The sequence below is a fragment of the Bifidobacterium sp. B4142 genome, from assembly GCF_026537325.1.
Lineage (GTDB): Bacteria > Actinomycetota > Actinomycetes > Actinomycetales > Bifidobacteriaceae > Bombiscardovia.
The window spans coordinates 146,281-163,889 of sequence record NZ_JAFNMJ010000001.1 but is presented as its reverse complement, the minus strand read 5'-3'; the positions used below and the strand labels follow the sequence as shown (position 1 = coordinate 163,889).

Here is a 17,609-nt window from a genome sequence, read left to right as displayed (position 1 = left end):
GGCCCCTAAGCGGCACTTACCGCCCTTGGTCAGGCAAAGCTTCCGGCGCGGTCAGCTCCCTGATATTGCCCTTGTCTGAATCGATCATGTCGACCGAGTCGATGACCTTGGAGGGATCCATCTGCTGCAGCTTGCGGGCTGTGACCAGAACGCGCGACTCCAAAGAGGAAGCGAACTTGTTGTAGGCGGTCACCGTGGCAGTGATGGAACGGCCCAGTCTGTTGGCCCGATCGCCCAGAACCACAAAGCGGTCATAGAGCTCGTGGGTCAACGTGAAGAGGGTGCGAGCGTCCTCGGACAGGTTCTGCTGCTGCCAGGCATAGGCTACCGACTTGAGCACAGCCCAGAGGGTCACCGGCGAGGTCAGGGCCACCTTTTGGGCAAAGGCGTCATCCATCAGGGTAGGGTCCACCTCCAGGGCGGCCTGCAGAAGGGAGTCGTTGGGGATGAAGGCCACCACGAAGTCCGGGGCCGTTTCGAAGGCGTTCCAGTACTCCTTGTCCGCCAGGGCCTTGACGTGCTCGCGCAGGGCCCGGGCATGCGCCTTGAGCAGTTCGTCCCGGCGGCGCAGCTCATCATCCGAAGCAGTGTCGGGGATCTCACAGGCCCGCTGGTAGTCGGAATAGGGGGCCTTGGCATCGATAGGAATGGTCTTGCCACCGGGCAGGTGAACCACCATGTCGGGACGCAGGACGCGACCATCCGAGGCGGTGACCACCACCTGGGTGTCGAAGTCCACATGCTCCAAGAGCCCCGCCGACTCGACGATATTCCTGAGCTGAGCCTCACCCCATGCGCCGCGCACCTTGTTGTTGCGTAGGGCCGAAGCCAGGGAGCTGGTCTCCTTGTCCAGTCTCCCCTGCTGCTCGCCCAGACTCTTCAGCTGCTGTCCCAAGGAGCCCATCTCCTGCTTGCGGCCCTCCTCGATCTGGGCCACCTTATGCTGGAGGGCATCCAAATTCTTTTGCACGGGGGCCAGAGCCGAGAGCACCTTGCTCTCCTCCTCCATGCTCTCTGCCTGCCTGCGCCGCTTCTCCTCCTCCTGAGCCTGGGCGCGGCGGCGCTCCCGCTCGATTCTGATCTGCTCCGCCTGCTGGGCCTGGGCCAGCTGGGACTTGACAAAGGAGAGCTCGCGGTTCAGACCGTCCACCTTGGTTCGTGCCTCGACCAGGGCCGCATCGGATCCATGGAGCTGTTCCTGGGCCTGATCCAGCTGAGCGCGCAGTTCATCCACCTGGCCGTCGGATCCCATGCCGACGGCCCTCCGGCCCTGGGTGCGACCCAGCACATACCCTGCCAATCCCCCCAGGACTATACCGATCAGCAGGAGAAGCACCACCATGACCACTGATGACGTAGAATCGAACATATGTTCTAGTTAATCTCAAGCACTGGACCCGAAAACCAGGTTGCCGGCGATAATTCGAGAATTCGTTTTTTCCGCAAGGAATCAGCCTTAAGACCTGTGCCGGGCCGCGATGAAGGGCACAATAGGAGATATTAAGGGGTTGGAGCAAGACCGAAGGAGATCCGTGGGTGTCGATATCTTCCTGGCGATAGCAGATCTGGTCGTGGCCTGTGCGGTCACCTGGCTGATCATCTGGTACTTCCTCATGCCGTCGGCTCATGCCAGCGACCAGGATGCAGCCGCAGACTCCCCAGCCAACCGCCCCTGGCATGATCCGGAGGACTGGGGCGAATGGGGGGCTGATCTGGATTCTCGCAGCCACCGCCTGCTCAGGCCAACCATCGTAAGTGCCCTGCTGACTGCGCCTGTTTTAGTTCTGGATCTGTTCGATCGCTTCGGCCCCGATCTGATTCCTTCTTGGCTGACCAGCCCCACGGTCCAGGCTATTCTGATAGCCCCGGTCATCTTCTACGGCGGCCGTGAAACACTCACAGGCGGGTGGAAGGCCATGACCGAGCACCGCTGCAGCCCCGATCTCCTGGCCGCGCTGGCCACAAGCCTGGCCTACCTATACAGCCTGGCTACCTGCCTGGCTGGATCCCTGCTGCCGGAAGGCTCCCGATCCCCTTACTTCGATCTGGTCGGCGTGGTCATCACCCTCCTGCTACTGGCCCGGGTCATCGGCACCAGAATGGAAGCCTCCCTGGTGGCTTCCTTGAACCACCTGACGGAGATCCGCCCAGCCTCAGGTCTGGTGGCCGATTCTCAGCATCCTCAGACAGTCCCCGCCCAGATACTTGCACGTGACCAGATCCGCCCAGGCAACCTGCTTCTGGTACGCACAGGCGAGCGCCCAGCGGCCGATGGGCTTGTGGAGTCAGGATCGGCCTTGGTGGACGACAGCGAGCTGACAGGTGATGACAGACCCCGGCCGTGCGGACCCGGCGATCGAATCCTGGCCTCCAGCAAGATCCTCGAGGGTCGACTGTCCATCCGAGTGGATGCCGCCGGCGACAACACCTATGCAGCCAGGCTCGTGAAGATCATCCCCCAGGCCCTGGCCGAGCGATCCCCCGCTATGCGCAGGATGGATCGTATCGTCCACACAGCCATCGCCCTGATCATGATTCTGGCCGTCTGGACCTTCATGCTCTGGCTCATGCTGGGCCCGCAGCCCCACTTGGCCCATGCTGTAGGCAATGCCGTCTGTGTACTGACCATCGCCTGCCCCGCCGTCGCAGCCATGACCATCCCCATGGCCTTCCGAACCAGCCTGGAGACGGGTCTGGCACACGGTCTGCTCTTCACCTCGCCACGGGCCATGAACCACCTGGGCCGGGTGCACACCCTGATTCTGGATGACTCCTCTCTACTGGATCCCGACGACGCGGAGGGCCAGGGTGTCCACACGGAATCCCTGACCCGGACCGCCACCCATCTACGCGCCCTGCGAGTAAGCAGCCTGATCCTGGACGGGAGCCGCCAGCCGGACGACAGGATTGAGCGGGCAGCCCGCCAGGCGGGCGCGGATATGCTGATCACCCGGCTGACCCCCGAGCGCAAGCGCGAATGCATGGATCGGCTCAATCACGACCTGACCCGGACCAACAGGGGCATCCCACTTGATCAGACAGGTCAAGACCCAGCATCCGCCCCAAAGCAGGGCCGAACCAGCCTGGTGGCCCTGGCAGCTGGGACCACAGCGGATCCCGAACTGACGGCCAGGGCTCAGGTGGACATCGCTTTGGGTCCAAAACTTCAGGCTGACACGGACGAAGCCGCAGACGACATCGACCTGCCACAGCCGGACCTTATCCTGCAGCAGGGCGACTTGGACGGAACCAGTAGGGCCATAGAACTGAGCCGAGCCACCACCCAGGTCATCAGGGAGAACCTGACCTGGTCCACTGTCTACAACGTCATCGCCCTGGTCATTGCTACCGGAATCTGCCAACCCTTCCTAGGCTGGATGCTCAACCCCATGATCGCAGCGGTAACAGGGGCTCTGTCCTCCATCCTAGCCATGCTCAACGTTCGTCGTCTGCACCGGTTGCGGCGCCTGCGCCGTCGCTGGCTGCACCTCGCCCTGATCGACACGGACCAGCTTCCGACAGTCGCGGCACGACGCCCCCAGATCATCGTTGACAGCCAGTGGAAGCCCATGCAAAAGGGCAGGGACCCAGCTGCTGCTATGGACTGAATCCACAGAGCACGGCAGCTAACGTAAAAGGGCCGGCACCTGGAGATTATCCCGGTACCGACCCTGATTGATCTCAGTGAGTCTGGCCCTGACCTTGGTCATCGCCACGCGCAGCATGACGGCCACGGCCACCATCGCGTCCGGCATCGTCGGCATCAGCATCACCGTCAGCCGTCACACCATCGACCTTGACCGAATCATCGACCAGATTCTCGGTGGGCCAGGCAGTCAGTTCCAGATGGTCGCCGCCGGTTTGGTCCACTAGGACCGTGTCACCGTCGTGGACCTTCCCGGCAAGCAGCATCCTAGCCAGTTGGTCGCCCACCTCGGTCTGCACCAGCCGACGCAAAGGACGGGCGCCGAAGGCCGGATCGTAGCCCACGTTGGCCAGCCACTCCCTAGCGGAGTCGGTGACATCCAGGGTGATACGCCGATCGGTCAGCCGCTGGGCCACTTGCCGGACCTGGATATCCACAATGGAACCCAGCTCGTCGCGGGTCAGCGGATGGAAGATGACCAGATCATCCAACCGGTTGATGAACTCGGGCTTGAAGTTGGCGTGGACAGCATCCATGACGGCCTTGCGCTTGGCCTCCTCATCCAGGTCGTCCCGGACCAGGAACTGCGAGCCAAGGTTGGAGGTCATGATCAGGATGGTGTTCTTGAAGTCCACCGTCCTGCCCTGGCCGTCAGTCAGCCTGCCGTCGTCCAGAACCTGCAGGAGCAGATCGAAGACTTCAGGGTTGGCCTTCTCCACCTCGTCGAAGAGTACCACCGAGTAGGGCCGCCGACGCACGGCTTCGGTCAGCTGGCCGCCCTCCTCATAGCCCACGTAGCCGGGAGCAGCGCCGATCAGCCGGGAGACCGAGGCCTTCTCCATGTACTCTGACATGTCGATGCGGACCATGGCCTTCTCGTCGTCGAAGAGGAAGTCGGCCAAGGCCTTGGCCAGCTCCGTCTTGCCCACGCCGGTGGGGCCCAGGAACATGAAGGATCCGGTGGGCCTGTCAGGGTCGGCGATGCCGGCACGCGAGCGCCGGACCGCGTCGGAAACTGCATGGATGGCCTCTTTCTGGCCGACCACCCGTTTGCCCAGGTAGTCCTCCATATGCAAGAGCTTCTCATTCTCGCCCTCCATGAGCCGCCCCACAGGGATGCCGGTCCAATCAGAGACGATCTCCGCTACGGAATCCGCATCAACATGGTCAGGAACCATGGGCTCCTGGGCTGCCCCCCCAGCGATGTCAGCCCCATCGGGACCAGCATCATTGGAGGCGTTCTTAGCCTGCTCGGCGGCGTTCTCCGCCTGGGCCAACTGCTTGCGAATGCCTGGAATCTCCCCGTAGAGAATGCGGGAGGCCTTCTCCAGATCACCTTCGCGGGTGGCCTTGTCGGCCTCGACCCGCTTGGCGTCCAGCTGAGCACGCAGGTCACCGACCTTGTTATGGCCAGCCTTCTCGTTCTCCCAGCGGGCCTTGAGGCCGCCCAGCTTTTCGCGGGAGTCCGCCAGCTCGGCCTGCAACTTGCTCAGACGGTCCTTGGAGGCCGGGTCATCAGCCTTCTTCAGCTGCATCTCCTCCATCTCCAGACGGGTGACGCGACGTTGAAGCTCGTCGATTTCCTCAGGCTGGGAGTCCAGCTCCATCCGCAGATGTGCAGCGGCCTCGTCAACCAGGTCGATGGCCTTGTCTGGCAGCTGACGACCCGAGATATACCGGTTGGAAAGGGTGGCCGCAGCCACCAGGGCATCATCCCCGATGGTCACCTTGTGGTGGGCCTCATAACGCTGCTTGAGACCACGCAGGATGGCCACGGTGTCCTCCACGGAGGGCTCGCCCACGAAGACCTGCTGGAAGCGGCGCTCCAGAGCCGGATCCTTCTCGATGTTTTCACGGTATTCGTCCAAGGTGGTGGCGCCGATCAAGCGCAGTTCGCCCCTGGCCAGCATGGGCTTGAGCATGTTGCCCGCATCCATGGATCCCTCGGCGGCACCAGCACCGACGATGGTGTGGATCTCGTCAATGAAGGTGATGACCTGGCCGTTGGCGCTCTTGATCTCATTGAGGACGGCCTTGAGTCGTTCCTCGAATTCGCCACGGTACTTGCTGCCAGCCACCATGGAGCTCAGATCCAGGGAGATCAGCTTCTTACCTTGCAGGGTGGTGGGTACGTCGCCCGCCACGATACGCTCAGCCAGGCCCTCGACCACAGCGGTCTTGCCCACGCCGGGCTCTCCGATGAGGACAGGGTTGTTCTTGGTACGCCGGGAAAGGATCTGCATGACACGACGAATCTCCTGGTCCCTGCCGATGACTGGATCCAGCTTGCCCTCCTTGGCCTGTGCGGTCAGATCGGTGGAGTACTTCTCCAGGGCCTTGTAGGTGCCCTCAGCATCCGGGCTGGTCACCTTGGCGCCGCCGCGCACCTGGGGCACGGCCTTGCGCAGGGTATCAGCCTGCAACCCGTTCCGATTCAGAATATCGGCGGCCTGCGAGGGACCCTGGGCGATGGCGATAAGCAGGTGCTCGGTGGAGACGTATTCATCCCCCATGGCCTGCATTTCCTTCTCAGCCTGGGCCAAAGCCATGCTGAGCTGACGGCTGGCATCGGGTTGCGAGGCCGTAGATCCGCTGGCCGATGGCAGAGCCACCAAGGCCTGACGGACCTCGGCTCCGACCCGTTGGCTGTCACCACCGGCCGCTTGGATCAGCCCAGGCACCACGCCGGACTGCTGACGCAGCAGAGAGTCCAACAGATGGAGCACATCCACCTGGGGGTTGCCGGCCGCCGAGGCCGACTGGATAGCATCGCCGATGGCCTGCTGAGCCATGGTGGTGAAGTTTTCGTTCATAGAGCATCCTCCAACATTCTTCGGCGGGACCAGCCGAATCACTCGACCAGACCCCGTCACGGGTTCATCTGTCTTCTACAACAGCGAAAGGAGGACACCTATTCCCAAACTTGAGCCTAAATGACTCAAGTTTTTATGTCGCTTGTTCTCCTGTTATTTGCTACTCGTCGATGACCACATTGCGCAGGTAGCCGATTCCCTCCACCTGGACAGTAGCTTCGTCGCGGTTTTTCAACGAACCTGTGGCGTTTGGGGTACCGGTCATGATGACATCGCCGGGCAGTAGGGTCGCGAAGCTGGAGATGAAGGCGATCTGCTCAGGGATGGAGTGGATCAGGTCAGCGGTGGTGCCCCTGGCCTCAGGCACCTCTTCCCCGTTGAGCTTGAAAGAGACCTTCGCATCCCGGTAGTCCAGGTCGGTTTCGATCCAGGGCCCAAGAGGGCAGGCGGTGTCAAAGCCCTTGCAACGGGTCCACATGGGGTCGTTCTTCTGCAGGTCACGCAGGGTCACATCGTTGACGCAGGTGTAACCCAGCACATGGTCCATAGCCTCGTTGACGCTCACCTTCCGGGCCATCCTGCCTATGACGACGGCTACCTCTGGCTCATAGTTCATGTCCTTGCTGCAGGAGGGCTTGACAATGGGGTCGTCAGGGCCAATGACCGAGGTGGAGGGCTTCATAAAGAGCATGAGCTTTTCCGGAGGCTCCGGGTTCGAGGACTGGCCATGCTCAGCCATGTAGGCGGCGTGGGCGCGGTAGTTCTTGGCCGCTCCGTAGATCTTGGAGGGGATGACCGGGGCCAGCAGCCGCACATCCTCGTCGTCCAGGGGGTAACGCTTGCCGGTGGGTTCGACCTGCTGGCCAGTCAAGGGGTAGCCTCTTAGCTCGACCAGGTAATCCTTGCCGTCATACTTGTCGGTTTGGACGAAAGCGTATCGTGGGGTGTCCTTGTAGGAAAAACGCGCGATTCTCATAGGGCACAGTCTAGCCCCAGGCCGGGCCTCTTAAGAGAATCAGGCTCCCAAACAGACAGCGGCTGGTCAGATAAAAGCCCGCGGGCCGAAAATGGCTGTACCTACACGAACCTCGGTCGACCCCTCAGCCACCGCATACTCCATGTCTCCGGTCATCCCCATGGACAGCATGGTGCAGGTGCCGGTGCCAGACTCCCCCGAATCCCTGATGCGGTCGCGCAAACCACGCAAATGGGCGAATCCGCTCCTGATGACGGCCTCGTCGTCCACATGTGCACCGACGGTCATCAGACCCTTAAGCTGAATCCCCTCCATAGCAGCCAGCTCATAGGCCAGATCCAAGGCCTGGTCGGGGGCGCATCCCGACTTGGCCTGCTCGCCGGACTCGTTGACCTCCAGGAGTATGCCCACGGTCCTGCCCGCAGCCAGTGCCCGCGTGGCCAGCTTCCGAGCCAAGGAAGGCCCGTCGACCGACTCGACCGTGTCGACATATGGCAGGATCTTATTGATCTTGTTGGATTGGAGCTGCCCGATCAGACGGAAACCCACGCTGGATGAATCTCTGCCCGCAGCGTCGGTGCCAAGGACCAATCCCCTGTCCCGACAGAGCTCCAGCAATCCCTGGGCCTTGGCGGTGACCTCCTGGGGACGGTTCTCGCCGATCCGCTGCACCCCGGCATCGATGGCTGCCATGATCTCGCCCACATCGCGGGTCTTGGTGGCCGCCAACAGAGTCACCGAGCCTTCTTTTCGGCCGGCTGAGCCCTCCGCTTTGGCGATCCTGTCAGACACACGCTTGACCCCATCTGCGATCTGCGCGGCACGTTCCCGGCTGATCCGGCGATTGCCCAGATCCTTGTGGTCCATATAGGCGACCATGACCCGCTACCTCCTTAAAATCCGGAAACCTTGACTGAGGCCATGGTAGCCAGTGGCTCATACCGGCAAATACACAGCCCCGGGAGAAAGCGGAGGCCGTGAACAAGCGACAAAACTCGAGTTAGAAGAACCTACAAACTCGGCTTCACATCAGAAACGGTCAGCTCGTTTGGGTCGCTCAGGTCCAGCTGCCGGTCTTCGCGGTCAGCAGCCAGTGTGTTCCACGTGAAACCATCCAGCAATTCCTGTGCGCTTGCAGGTCTGGGCCGTTGCAAGAGACCCAGGAGCCAGCCGCAGACTCCCAACACCTGCCTGGCCGACCAGCCGTCTCTTCTGAGTGACCCCAGGTCCGGCGATCCAAAGCGCTTGGACATCCTCCTGCCGTCTACGCCATCGATCAGCGGCAAATGGGCATACTGAACACCAGGAGCCTGCGGTTGGAGATGGTGCCGGATCCACATCTGGATGGCTGTTGACCTTAGCAGGTCCCTTCCCCGCACAATCTGATTGACACCCGTGGCCAGGTCATCCACCGTCACTGCCAACTGGTAGGAAACCAAGCCGTCCGAACGTCTGACGACCACATCGCCGACCTGCCTGGGCAGATTGAAGGACTGCGGGCCATAGATCAGATCGTCGAAGCGACAGGTGGCATCCGGCTCGTCGGACTGATCAGGGACCGCGATTCGGAGGCTGTGCCTCTGCCCCCGAGCCAGCCTTTCACTGATTGTCTGATGGGAAAGTCCTCGGCAAGTGCCCAGGTAGACGATGAACCCGTCACCTTCATTCGGCGCTGATGCTGCACGAATATCGGCCCGCGAACAGAAGCATGGATAAACCAGAGGCTGCCCGCCGATCAATTGCTGGGATTCCAGTAGCTTCAATGCCTGACTATAGATATCGGCGCGCTGGGACTGGTAGACCGCCTCGCCGTCCCAACCCAACCCCAGCCAGGCCAGGTCATCCATGATCCAACGATCAGCATCCTCGACCACCCGCGGCGTATCTATATCTTCGATGCGGAGCCGCAGAACCCCACCAGGCCCTTGCGACCTGACACCCAGCCAGGCCGCCAGACAGGCATAGATATTGCCTATATGCATCCGCCCAGTCGGCGAAGGGGCCAACCTTCCTACGACCTTGGTCTGGCCGACCTGGTCCATTCTCGGTTCTCCCTTGTGCATACCGACATGCTTGCATACCACCTGGTCATCAGGGGAGCTATCAGTGAGCCAAACTAGTGCACGCCTCCGAATGGTTCCGATACTAATGATCAGAAGCTGTCAAGCAGGCGATCGATCTCCTTGAAGTGCTCGACTTCAGGCCGCCAGACCGGCTTGCCACGGACGATTACCAGCTTGGGGTCAGCCAAGGTCCGCACATTCTTGGCAGGATCCTCGTCAAGGACGATCAGATCCGCATCCTTGCCCGTGTCGACCGAGCCAGTGATATTGTCGAAGCCCAGGTTTCGGGCATTGACCTGAGTTGCGGCGTGGAAGGCCTGCGCTGGAGTGAAGTCAGCGTACCGCACCAGATAATCCAGCTCACGCCAAGTGCCGTACTGGGGCACGAAGGTCATGCCGGTGTCGGTGCCAACGCCGACGGCAATGCCGTTCTCGTGGGCCTGCTTAGCGCTCTTGACCATGCCGTCGACTACCAGCTCGGAATTGCCTCGAACTATGTCGCTGATCCCCAGCTCCTGCTGGCTGACCTTGACCAGAGGCAGGCCAGCGGACAAGGTGGGGTCCAAGGCCGAGAAGCCGCGAAGCGAGCGCGGATTGTCGAGGAAGAGCCCAATCATCTCGTCGTCAAGAGCGCTGCCATGCTCGATGGTGTCCACGCCAGCCTTGAGAGCGGCCTTGACCCCCTCCGGGCTCTGAGCGTGCGCTGCGACGAGCACACCAAACTCATGGGCCTCATCGCAGACGGCAGCCATTTCCTCCTCGGTCATCTGCGGGCTGCCGGCCTCACCAAGCTTGGTAGCATCGGTGACGCCACCGGTCGCAGCCACCTTGATGGCATTGACCCCATGATCCAGGTTCTCCCTGGTCCGGCGTCTGGCCTCTTCGGGAGAGGAGCAGGACAGGGCGATGAAAGGATCGCCATGCCCTCCGGGAATCGCCAGGAGGGGGCCAGCAGCCAGCATGCGTGGACCAGTCAGCTCGTCGGCGTCAATCCTGTCGCGCAGACGAACCGCCTCATAACCCACATCACCCAGGGTACGAATGGTCGTCACTCCCGAGTTCAACAGCGTGGAAACGTTGCCCTTGATCCTGACATCCATAAGGACTTTCCCGGCAGGGCTGTGCACCACTTTCAAACCAGCATCGACCACACGCGGCGACAGCTCCGTGCCGCCAGACAGGGGCTTGCCGTCGGCGAAGAGGTGGGTATGGGCATTAATGAGGCCGGGTGCCACAAACTTGCCCGTAGCGTTGATGCGATGGTATCCGGAAGGCACGTAGGCCAGCGGGGTCGGACAGACTTGCTCTATCCGGCCGTCCGCGGACACCAGAACAGACATATCCTTCTGGACCGTGCCTTTTTCATCACCGGTCGCGATACTGGCATGCTCGAGCACAAACGGCTCGCGCTCTTTCCTGCCTTGAAGACGCCCCATGGTCGTACCTGCCTTCCCATCTCCGATGCACTCATTGCGAGGAATCGGGCATATATGGCCAATAATATCCATGGCAGGACGAACCATTCAAGCTTGACAAGCCTGACGCGCAGGCGAAGATACCATTCAGACGCAGCCTGATAGCATGATTCGGACCAGAATTTCCGAAACGCAGCAGACATCCGAAGTCATCGCCAAAGACCGCTGTCGGCCTCTCCGAGCAGAAAACATCACCTGGAGTCCGGCACGCTGTTGATAACAAACTCTATTTCGGAATATGCAGGCGGTTGAAGAGCCACGCCGAATGCCACCACCGAACCGAATCCGTCAAAGACGGTGGAGTCCATAGCCAGCACAGGCCGGGCCCTGTCCACATGAAAGTACCCGGCGATCCGCGAATCGACATTTTCAATGCGAACCACGACTTCGTTCCTGGCGAGTCTGACATCGTAACGACCTTCGATAAAGTCATAGAGGGATCCATGGGAGAAATCGTGCTCAAGTATCTCCGGAAACTGAGCATCCGGCAGGTAGGTGCAGACGTATTGCTGCAGGTTGCCATTGACATAGCGCAGTCGCTCCAGCTCTATCAGGTCCGCATCAGCCTCCAGACCCAGCTTCGTTGCAATATCAGCATTCGTGACAATCCTGTTGCCCAGCACCCGAGTCTTGACCGTTCTGCCCAGATCATGCTGCTGGCGCCAGAATCCTCTGATGCGGCCGTTGATCACCTCACGGGAGGAAGCGGGCGACTTCAGCTTGAAGGTTCCCTTGCCCTGACTGCGAACGATCAATCCCTCACGAATCAGATCTTCTATGGCATGGCGAACCGTGATCCGACTGACCTTGTACCGTGCGCAAAGTTCGGACTCAGTAGGCAGCTGCGCCCCATCCTTCATCCGTTTGATGCTTCCGCGCAAATGGTCCCGCACGGATACATACTTGGGAATTCCATCTACCATTGCAGAACCGACCCCCCACCCGACTTCATCGCATTCATGAATTGCAATCCTGCCTACCGTGCCAACTGGGGATTGTCATCCTCAACGATATCGCACAAGCTCCGCGTTTACGCGCTACAGCAAACTACTGCGGAACATCCAGCGACTGCGGAGGGGCCATGGTATCGATTTCGCAAAGCCCGTCGAACACCATTGCCCTTCATCGCCATCGCTGTTGTCTTCAGACAGGATCAGGTTTCAGCCTCAGGCAGTGGCCTTGTCTTTGTCGGCTGCATCAGCAGCAGTCGAAATGGCCTTCTTGCGCTTGTTCATGAAATAGGAGACCACATAGACCAAGATCAGCACGACTATTATTCCCACAATCATGGCAATTTGCCCACCTGCCTTGTCGAGATAGCCCAGGAAAAGACCGGCAACGCCGAAATCGGGGCCGGAATACGTGGCGGCTCCCTTGCCAAAGGAACCCAGCACTGGAAGGAGCAGGTAGGGCAGGAAGGTAATGGCTAGTCCATTGACAAAGGAACCGAGAACGGCACCACGTCGCCCGCCCGCGCCGTTGCCGATCACGCCTGTGGCTCCACCTGTCATGAAGTGAGACACGACTCCGGGGATGATGACGGTGGTGCCAGCCAAAGCCAAGATGGCCATGCCCACAATGCCGCCGACAAAGCTTGACAGGAATCCGACCAGGACTGCGTTGGGAGCAAAGGTGAAGGTGACGGGGACATCCAGGGCAGGCTTGGCGTTCTTGACCAGATGTTCACTGATGCCCTTGAAGGCTGGAACAATCTCACCTAGGACCACACGGACACCCGCCAGGATAATATAGACGCCGGCTGAGAAAGTAGCTGCCTGAATGATCACATAGACGATGAAGTTCTGTCCGCCGCTGAGCTTGCTCTCGATATAAGCAGAACCCGCGAAGAGCGCCACAATGACATAGATCACGGCCATAGACAGAGCCACGATGACCGTGGTATCGCGCAGGAAGCTCAGATTCTTGGGAAAATTGATCTCCTCAGTCGATTTGGATGGATGCTTCTTGCTGCGAGTGAGCGTAGCCACCAGACCACCCAGAGCGATGCCCGAGCCACCAGTGTGCCCAAGGGCCACATCATCGGTGCCAGTGACTTTTTTCATGAAAGGCTGCACAATCGCAGGGGAAAGAGTCATGACCAGCCCCTGGGCGATGGATCCCCATAGCAAGGTCTGCCAGGTAGGGAATCCTGCTGTGACGAAAATGACAGTTATCATCGTGGCCATATAGAAGGCCACGTGTCCTGACAAGTAAACATATTTGAAGTATGACGTTGCCGAAAGCAAGATGTTGACAATCATCCCAAAGAAAAAGATCAGTGCTGCAATAGAACCGTATTTGACCAGGACCCTACCGACAATGGCCTCATTGTTGGGGACAACGCCCTGGACGTGGAAAGCATGCTGGAACATATCCCCAAAAGGAGTCAATGCGTTGGTCACCACACCCGCGCCTGCAGTCAGAACCAGAAAACCCACGAACGTCCTAACAGTTCCCTTCATGATGTCTGTGGCAGACTTGCGCTGAAGCGTCAGGCCGATCAGGGAGATCAGGGCGACAATGACGGCAGGCTGTCGGAAGATGTCTAAAAGGACTTTCAGCGCACCGTTCATGCCGTCTGCTCCTCTTCATGGATATCCAGACCGTGGCGCTTGAGAGCCTCGGCCAGCTTCTCTTTGATCTCCTTCATGTCAATCAGGCTGTTCAGAACGACCACGTCACCCAGATCCTTGGCCGCATCAGCAATGTCACGCCCGACAAAAATAACATCAGCATCGCCTTTGTTGACAGAGCCCAGATCGCTATGGTCGGTCTCGACACCGGTCACGCCAAGTTCTTTCAAGGCCTTGTCGATGTTGAGCTGAGTTATGAAGCTCGACCCCAGTCCAGTGCTGCAAACCGTCAGAATCTTCATATTGATTACCTTTCTTCCTTGAGAATCGCCCTTAATTCTTCAACGTTCGTGGCCTTGCCCAGCCGTTCCTGATTCCGCCCGTCACTCAAGAAGGTCGCCAGTGATTGCATCAGGCTTAAATGACTTTTGGAGTCCTGCGCAGCCAGGCAGAAGAGCGTGCTGATCGGGTGGTCCTGGGAATCATCCAGTAAGAAAGGCCTGCCCACTTTCAGCACCGACAGGGAAGTGGCTACAACACCCGCCTCAGGTCTGGCATGGGCCATGGCGATGCCTTGACCCAGATCAATATAGGTACCGCCCGGTTTGCGTATCGAAGCCTTGATGGCATCGACATAAGAAGGCTTGATCTTTCTAAGATCAAGCAGCGGACCGGAAACCACGTCTACTGCTTCTTCCCAATCGGCTACGCCGTCCCTGTACATCACGGTGCCTTCTGAGAAATACTCGTCCAGCAATTTGCCTCCTCGCATACGATGAAGCCCATCCGCTCCGTAGCGAATGATCGTGGAAGAATGCCTCCACGAAACTTCAACCTCGAACTCCGGAAACATTATAACAACATGACAATATGATGTCTAAAAATGCGTGTTTAAATGTCGAATCCCGGGCCGGTGAGAAGGAACCCGGGTTTTGAAGCATACTATTGATCAGGCAGCGAAAAGAACCTTGAAAATCGCGGCTCCGACGATGGCACCAATGATGGGCGCCACTACCGGAATCCAAGCCTCACCCCAGCGTGAGTCCCCCTTATTGGGCACAGGCAGTATCCAGTGCAGGAAGCGCGGCACCAGATCGCGTGCGGGGTTCAGACCAGGGCCGGTGGGACCGCCCAGAGAGGTGACCAGCCCCCAGACGATCAAGCCGACAACGATGGAGGCGGCAGCCAACCCCTTAGACCCCCATGGACCCTGTAGACAGCAGAGGGCTCCCAAGACCAGCACAAGCGTGCCAAAGAACTCATTAATAAAATAATTGACCAGCGATCCCGCGGCATCAGTGGTGCAGAAGGTGCCCAAAATCGGCATAGGTTCCTTGGTCATTCGGTAGTGCGGGAAGTAGCAGACATAGACGACCAGCTGACCCAGGGCCGCCCCGACCAGCTGCGCCAGAATATAAGGCAGTACTTGGCTCCATGGGAAGATACCGATGACGGCTTGTCCCAGAGTCATGGCCGGGTTGATGTGGGCTCCGGATATCCCTCCGAACATGAGCACGGGAAACATGACTCCGAAGCCATATCCCATGGCAATTGTGAGCCAGCCGGAACGGTGGCCCTTGGTACCATCCAGATCCACGTCGGCGACCGCGCCGTTCCCGAAGATCATCAATATGGCGGTGCCGACACATTCAGCGGCCAACTTGGTCATGAGCGAATATTCCATTCGACCCTTCACTCCTCTCTCAATGCCGCCTTGGGACCTTCACTCCAACCGGTCACATATGGGCCAAGGCATGGACATCATTCAATAAAAGGTGATGGCACTAGGCCGAGAAGCGCTCGTGATCTGCATTGATTCAAATAATTCGTTGAAATCCGATATCGCACCAGCTCCAACCACGTGTCACCATCAACACGACTGCACTCAAACCGGCGTAAACATCTTATGCCAGCCACTGCTAATCATAGCGCATTGAGAACCACGCGCAGCTACCCATATCCCAGACGGATCGCGCACTCTCGGCAAATCACCGAAACAGCTCCCGCCCTCTGACTCATCTATTCACTTGATTCGTAAACACAAGACTAACGAACTCTCCTTCTGGTTAGGAATGATCCGACCGCTGTTTTTGCAGGCTTCTATGCCAAGCGTGCGCACGGAAAGTCGCGCTAAGGCTGAGATCGCTGGCGGGGAAAGCAGTAGGCAGGAGACTTGAGAAGCCTGCTGGTTGATAAATAGACAGGCTTTACACCCTAGCTTCGTCAAAGTTTTTCTTTTGCCAGGATTTTTGTCACATAGATGTCACACAAAATCGGTTCTTGTACGGATACCCCGGGCATAAAAAAGCCCCACAGCCTTTGCGGCTGTAGGGCTTTGACTCTGTGCCCCCACGGGGGCTCGAACCCCGGACACGCTGATTAAGAGTCAGCTGCTCTAGCCAACTGAGCTATAGGGGCAAGGCACTTTCAAGAGCCAAGTAAATACTATACACTGTTTCGGCAGACCCGCAACACGGCGCGTCACAGGTCCGTCGAATCCATACATTGCCTGCTCAGACGATCTTGGGCATGGGCGTGGTCAGGGAAGTGGTCAGGTTCACCTGCAGGAGACCGGCACCCGTATGGGCCTCGACCTTCTTCAGAGTGACCGTACGCCTGTCCTGGTCGGCCCGGTCATCGTCGGTCATGGTAGCTGGCGACTTGACCGCCACCACCACCAGATCCTCAAGGGAGATGCCCACCTTGTTGCAGAGGTCGGAGGCCGCCTGAAGACTGTCCTGGAAGCCCTCACGCTCAAGAACCCGATCAGCCGGCACGCCATAGGCGCTCTTGGCGATCCAGCGAATCCGATCCGACACAGACATACCATGCAGGCTGGCCGTGCTCGCCTGGGCTTTCGCGGGCTCCTGCAGGGCCTTGATCAGATCGTCCAGCTGGGGCTCAAGGGCCTTGCCCCCGTCACGGAAGAGGTTGCCAGCGATGGGCCTGCGGAAGCCCAGACCATCGGCGGTCTCCCGCAAGGATTCCACCTGCTCGTCCTCACCCTCCCAGAGGTTGATCAGCGGGAAGGTGGGGATGCCCAGTCCTTCCAGACGATGCACATGGAAGGGATAGCGCCAGCTCAGCTTAGGATCGTCCCGCCAGGTGGTGGCACGTGTGACGACCACGGCGGCGGCCGGCCATTGGGCCCCATATTCACGGGCGGCGATGTCCAGCCACTTCTGGGCGCCGGCATCGGCTCCATAGCCCGCCTCGACAACGACCACGTCGTGCCGGGCGCAGGCCATCTCCACGGACACCAGGCTGGGAATGCCGATGGAGACGTTGGCGAATGGCCCGCCATGCACGTAGACTGGAGAACCCTCCAAGGTCTGGGTGAAAGCGGGCTTGACCGCATCAGTCAGGATGCCGGTGATACGCCAGAGGTCCACAAACTCTCCGAAGGTAACTGGACGGCCATCCAGGGTCCCCGCGACCATGGCGGCCACGCGCTGTTCAATCTCCTTCATGCTCCGGGAGAGCACTACAATCTGCATGAGCTCGCAAGTAGGCGTCAGCACGGTCCGCTCAGGCAGGTCGCCCTTGCCTCGGTCCACGGCGATCTGCCGCAGGGACCGCGAGGGCACCTCGCTGACCCGGGGCACTAGGACAGTGTCCAACCGCCCCTCGTCCACTGCCTTCTCCGCAAAGGAGACCAGCAGGTTCTGAGCGGATTCGATGGCAGCCATCTCCCCACACAGACCCCAGTCCACCAGCTCAGGATGCGTCAGGGAGGATTTGCCGCCACCGGAGGCGCCACCCTTGGATCCTGCGGCGGTAATGCCCATGCTGGGCTGACGCAGGACGGCAGCGGCGTCCACGCCCCGGGCGCGCAAGGCGTCGATCAGGGCGATGGTGGTGGTGGTCTTGCCCTCTCCCCGCGATGCCTTCAGCGGAGTGTCGGCGGTGACCAACAGCACCCGTCCATGCTTGCGCGGCATATCCGGATGATCCCGCAGATCCTTCAGGTAGCCGAAGGCATCGATCTTGTCAAACAGGCCGTATGGCCTGACGTAATCGCCGAAGCCCGTCATGCGGCTCTCCTCCCTTATGATCCTTGTCA

Annotated in this window: 13 protein-coding genes and 1 tRNA gene; 1 reads left to right on the top strand and 13 read right to left on the bottom strand. The window is 59.7% G+C overall.

Annotation, left to right across the window (positions count from 1 at the left end; translation table 11 throughout):
- Positions 1-16 precede the first annotated feature (16 nt).
- Entirely contained in the window at positions 17-1,369 is a 1,353-nt protein-coding gene (gene rmuC, locus J3U06_RS00670) for a DNA recombination protein RmuC (protein WP_267431063.1), read from the bottom strand.
- A gap of 163 nt (positions 1,370-1,532) precedes the next feature.
- Here rmuC and J3U06_RS00665 point away from each other — a divergent pair, with 163 nt between their 5' ends.
- Positions 1,533-3,608, top strand: a complete 2,076-nt coding sequence (locus J3U06_RS00665; protein WP_267444023.1) for a hypothetical protein — start codon at positions 1,533-1,535, stop codon at positions 3,606-3,608.
- A 73-nt stretch (positions 3,609-3,681) separates the two neighbouring features.
- Here the strand turns inward: J3U06_RS00665 and clpB are convergent, their stop codons facing one another.
- The 12 genes from clpB to J3U06_RS00605 form a co-directional block, all read right to left on the bottom strand.
- Positions 3,682-6,459, bottom strand: coding sequence for an ATP-dependent chaperone ClpB (clpB, locus tag J3U06_RS00660; protein WP_267444022.1), 2,778 nt, complete (start codon positions 6,457-6,459; stop codon positions 3,682-3,684).
- 160 nt (positions 6,460-6,619) lie between these two features.
- The gene (locus tag J3U06_RS00655) at positions 6,620-7,435 is read right to left on the bottom strand and encodes a fumarylacetoacetate hydrolase family protein (protein WP_267444021.1); all 816 of its coding nucleotides are present in this window, start codon (positions 7,433-7,435) and stop codon (positions 6,620-6,622) included.
- Positions 7,436-7,501: 66 nt separating this feature from the next.
- Positions 7,502-8,314 carry a YggS family pyridoxal phosphate-dependent enzyme gene (locus tag J3U06_RS00650; protein ID WP_267444020.1) on the bottom strand — a complete coding sequence of 271 codons (813 nt, stop codon included), beginning with the start codon at positions 8,312-8,314 and terminating at the stop codon, positions 7,502-7,504.
- A 131-nt stretch (positions 8,315-8,445) separates the two neighbouring features.
- Positions 8,446-9,498, bottom strand: a complete 1,053-nt coding sequence (locus J3U06_RS00645; protein WP_267444019.1) for a glutamyl-Q tRNA(Asp) synthetase — start codon at positions 9,496-9,498, stop codon at positions 8,446-8,448.
- Positions 9,499-9,587: 89 nt separating this feature from the next.
- Entirely contained in the window at positions 9,588-10,934 is a 1,347-nt protein-coding gene (locus J3U06_RS00640) for a metal-dependent hydrolase family protein (protein WP_267444018.1), read from the bottom strand.
- 230 nt (positions 10,935-11,164) lie between these two features.
- Positions 11,165-11,896, bottom strand: a complete 732-nt coding sequence (locus J3U06_RS00635) for a GntR family transcriptional regulator (RefSeq protein ID WP_267444017.1) — start codon at positions 11,894-11,896, stop codon at positions 11,165-11,167.
- A 243-nt stretch (positions 11,897-12,139) separates the two neighbouring features.
- Positions 12,140-13,546: a PTS ascorbate transporter subunit IIC gene (locus J3U06_RS00630; protein ID WP_267444016.1), complete on the bottom strand. Its 1,407-nt coding sequence runs from the start codon at positions 13,544-13,546 to the stop codon at positions 12,140-12,142.
- Positions 13,543-13,848, bottom strand: a complete 306-nt coding sequence (locus tag J3U06_RS00625; protein ID WP_267399270.1) for a PTS sugar transporter subunit IIB — start codon at positions 13,846-13,848, stop codon at positions 13,543-13,545. Before J3U06_RS00625 ends, J3U06_RS00630 begins: the two co-directional genes overlap by 4 nt.
- 5 nt (positions 13,849-13,853) lie before the next feature.
- Positions 13,854-14,303, bottom strand: a complete 450-nt coding sequence (locus tag J3U06_RS00620) for a PTS sugar transporter subunit IIA (RefSeq protein ID WP_267444015.1) — start codon at positions 14,301-14,303, stop codon at positions 13,854-13,856.
- 192 nt (positions 14,304-14,495) lie between these two features.
- The gene (locus tag J3U06_RS00615) at positions 14,496-15,230 is read right to left on the bottom strand and encodes an MIP/aquaporin family protein (RefSeq protein WP_267399268.1); all 735 of its coding nucleotides are present in this window, start codon (positions 15,228-15,230) and stop codon (positions 14,496-14,498) included.
- A 660-nt stretch (positions 15,231-15,890) separates the two neighbouring features.
- A tRNA-Lys gene (locus J3U06_RS00610) sits at positions 15,891-15,964 on the bottom strand.
- A gap of 95 nt (positions 15,965-16,059) precedes the next feature.
- Complete coding sequence (locus tag J3U06_RS00605; RefSeq protein WP_267444014.1) at positions 16,060-17,580, bottom strand: formate--tetrahydrofolate ligase; 1,521 nt, start codon at positions 17,578-17,580, stop codon at positions 16,060-16,062.
- Positions 17,581-17,609: the final 29 nt, after the last annotated feature.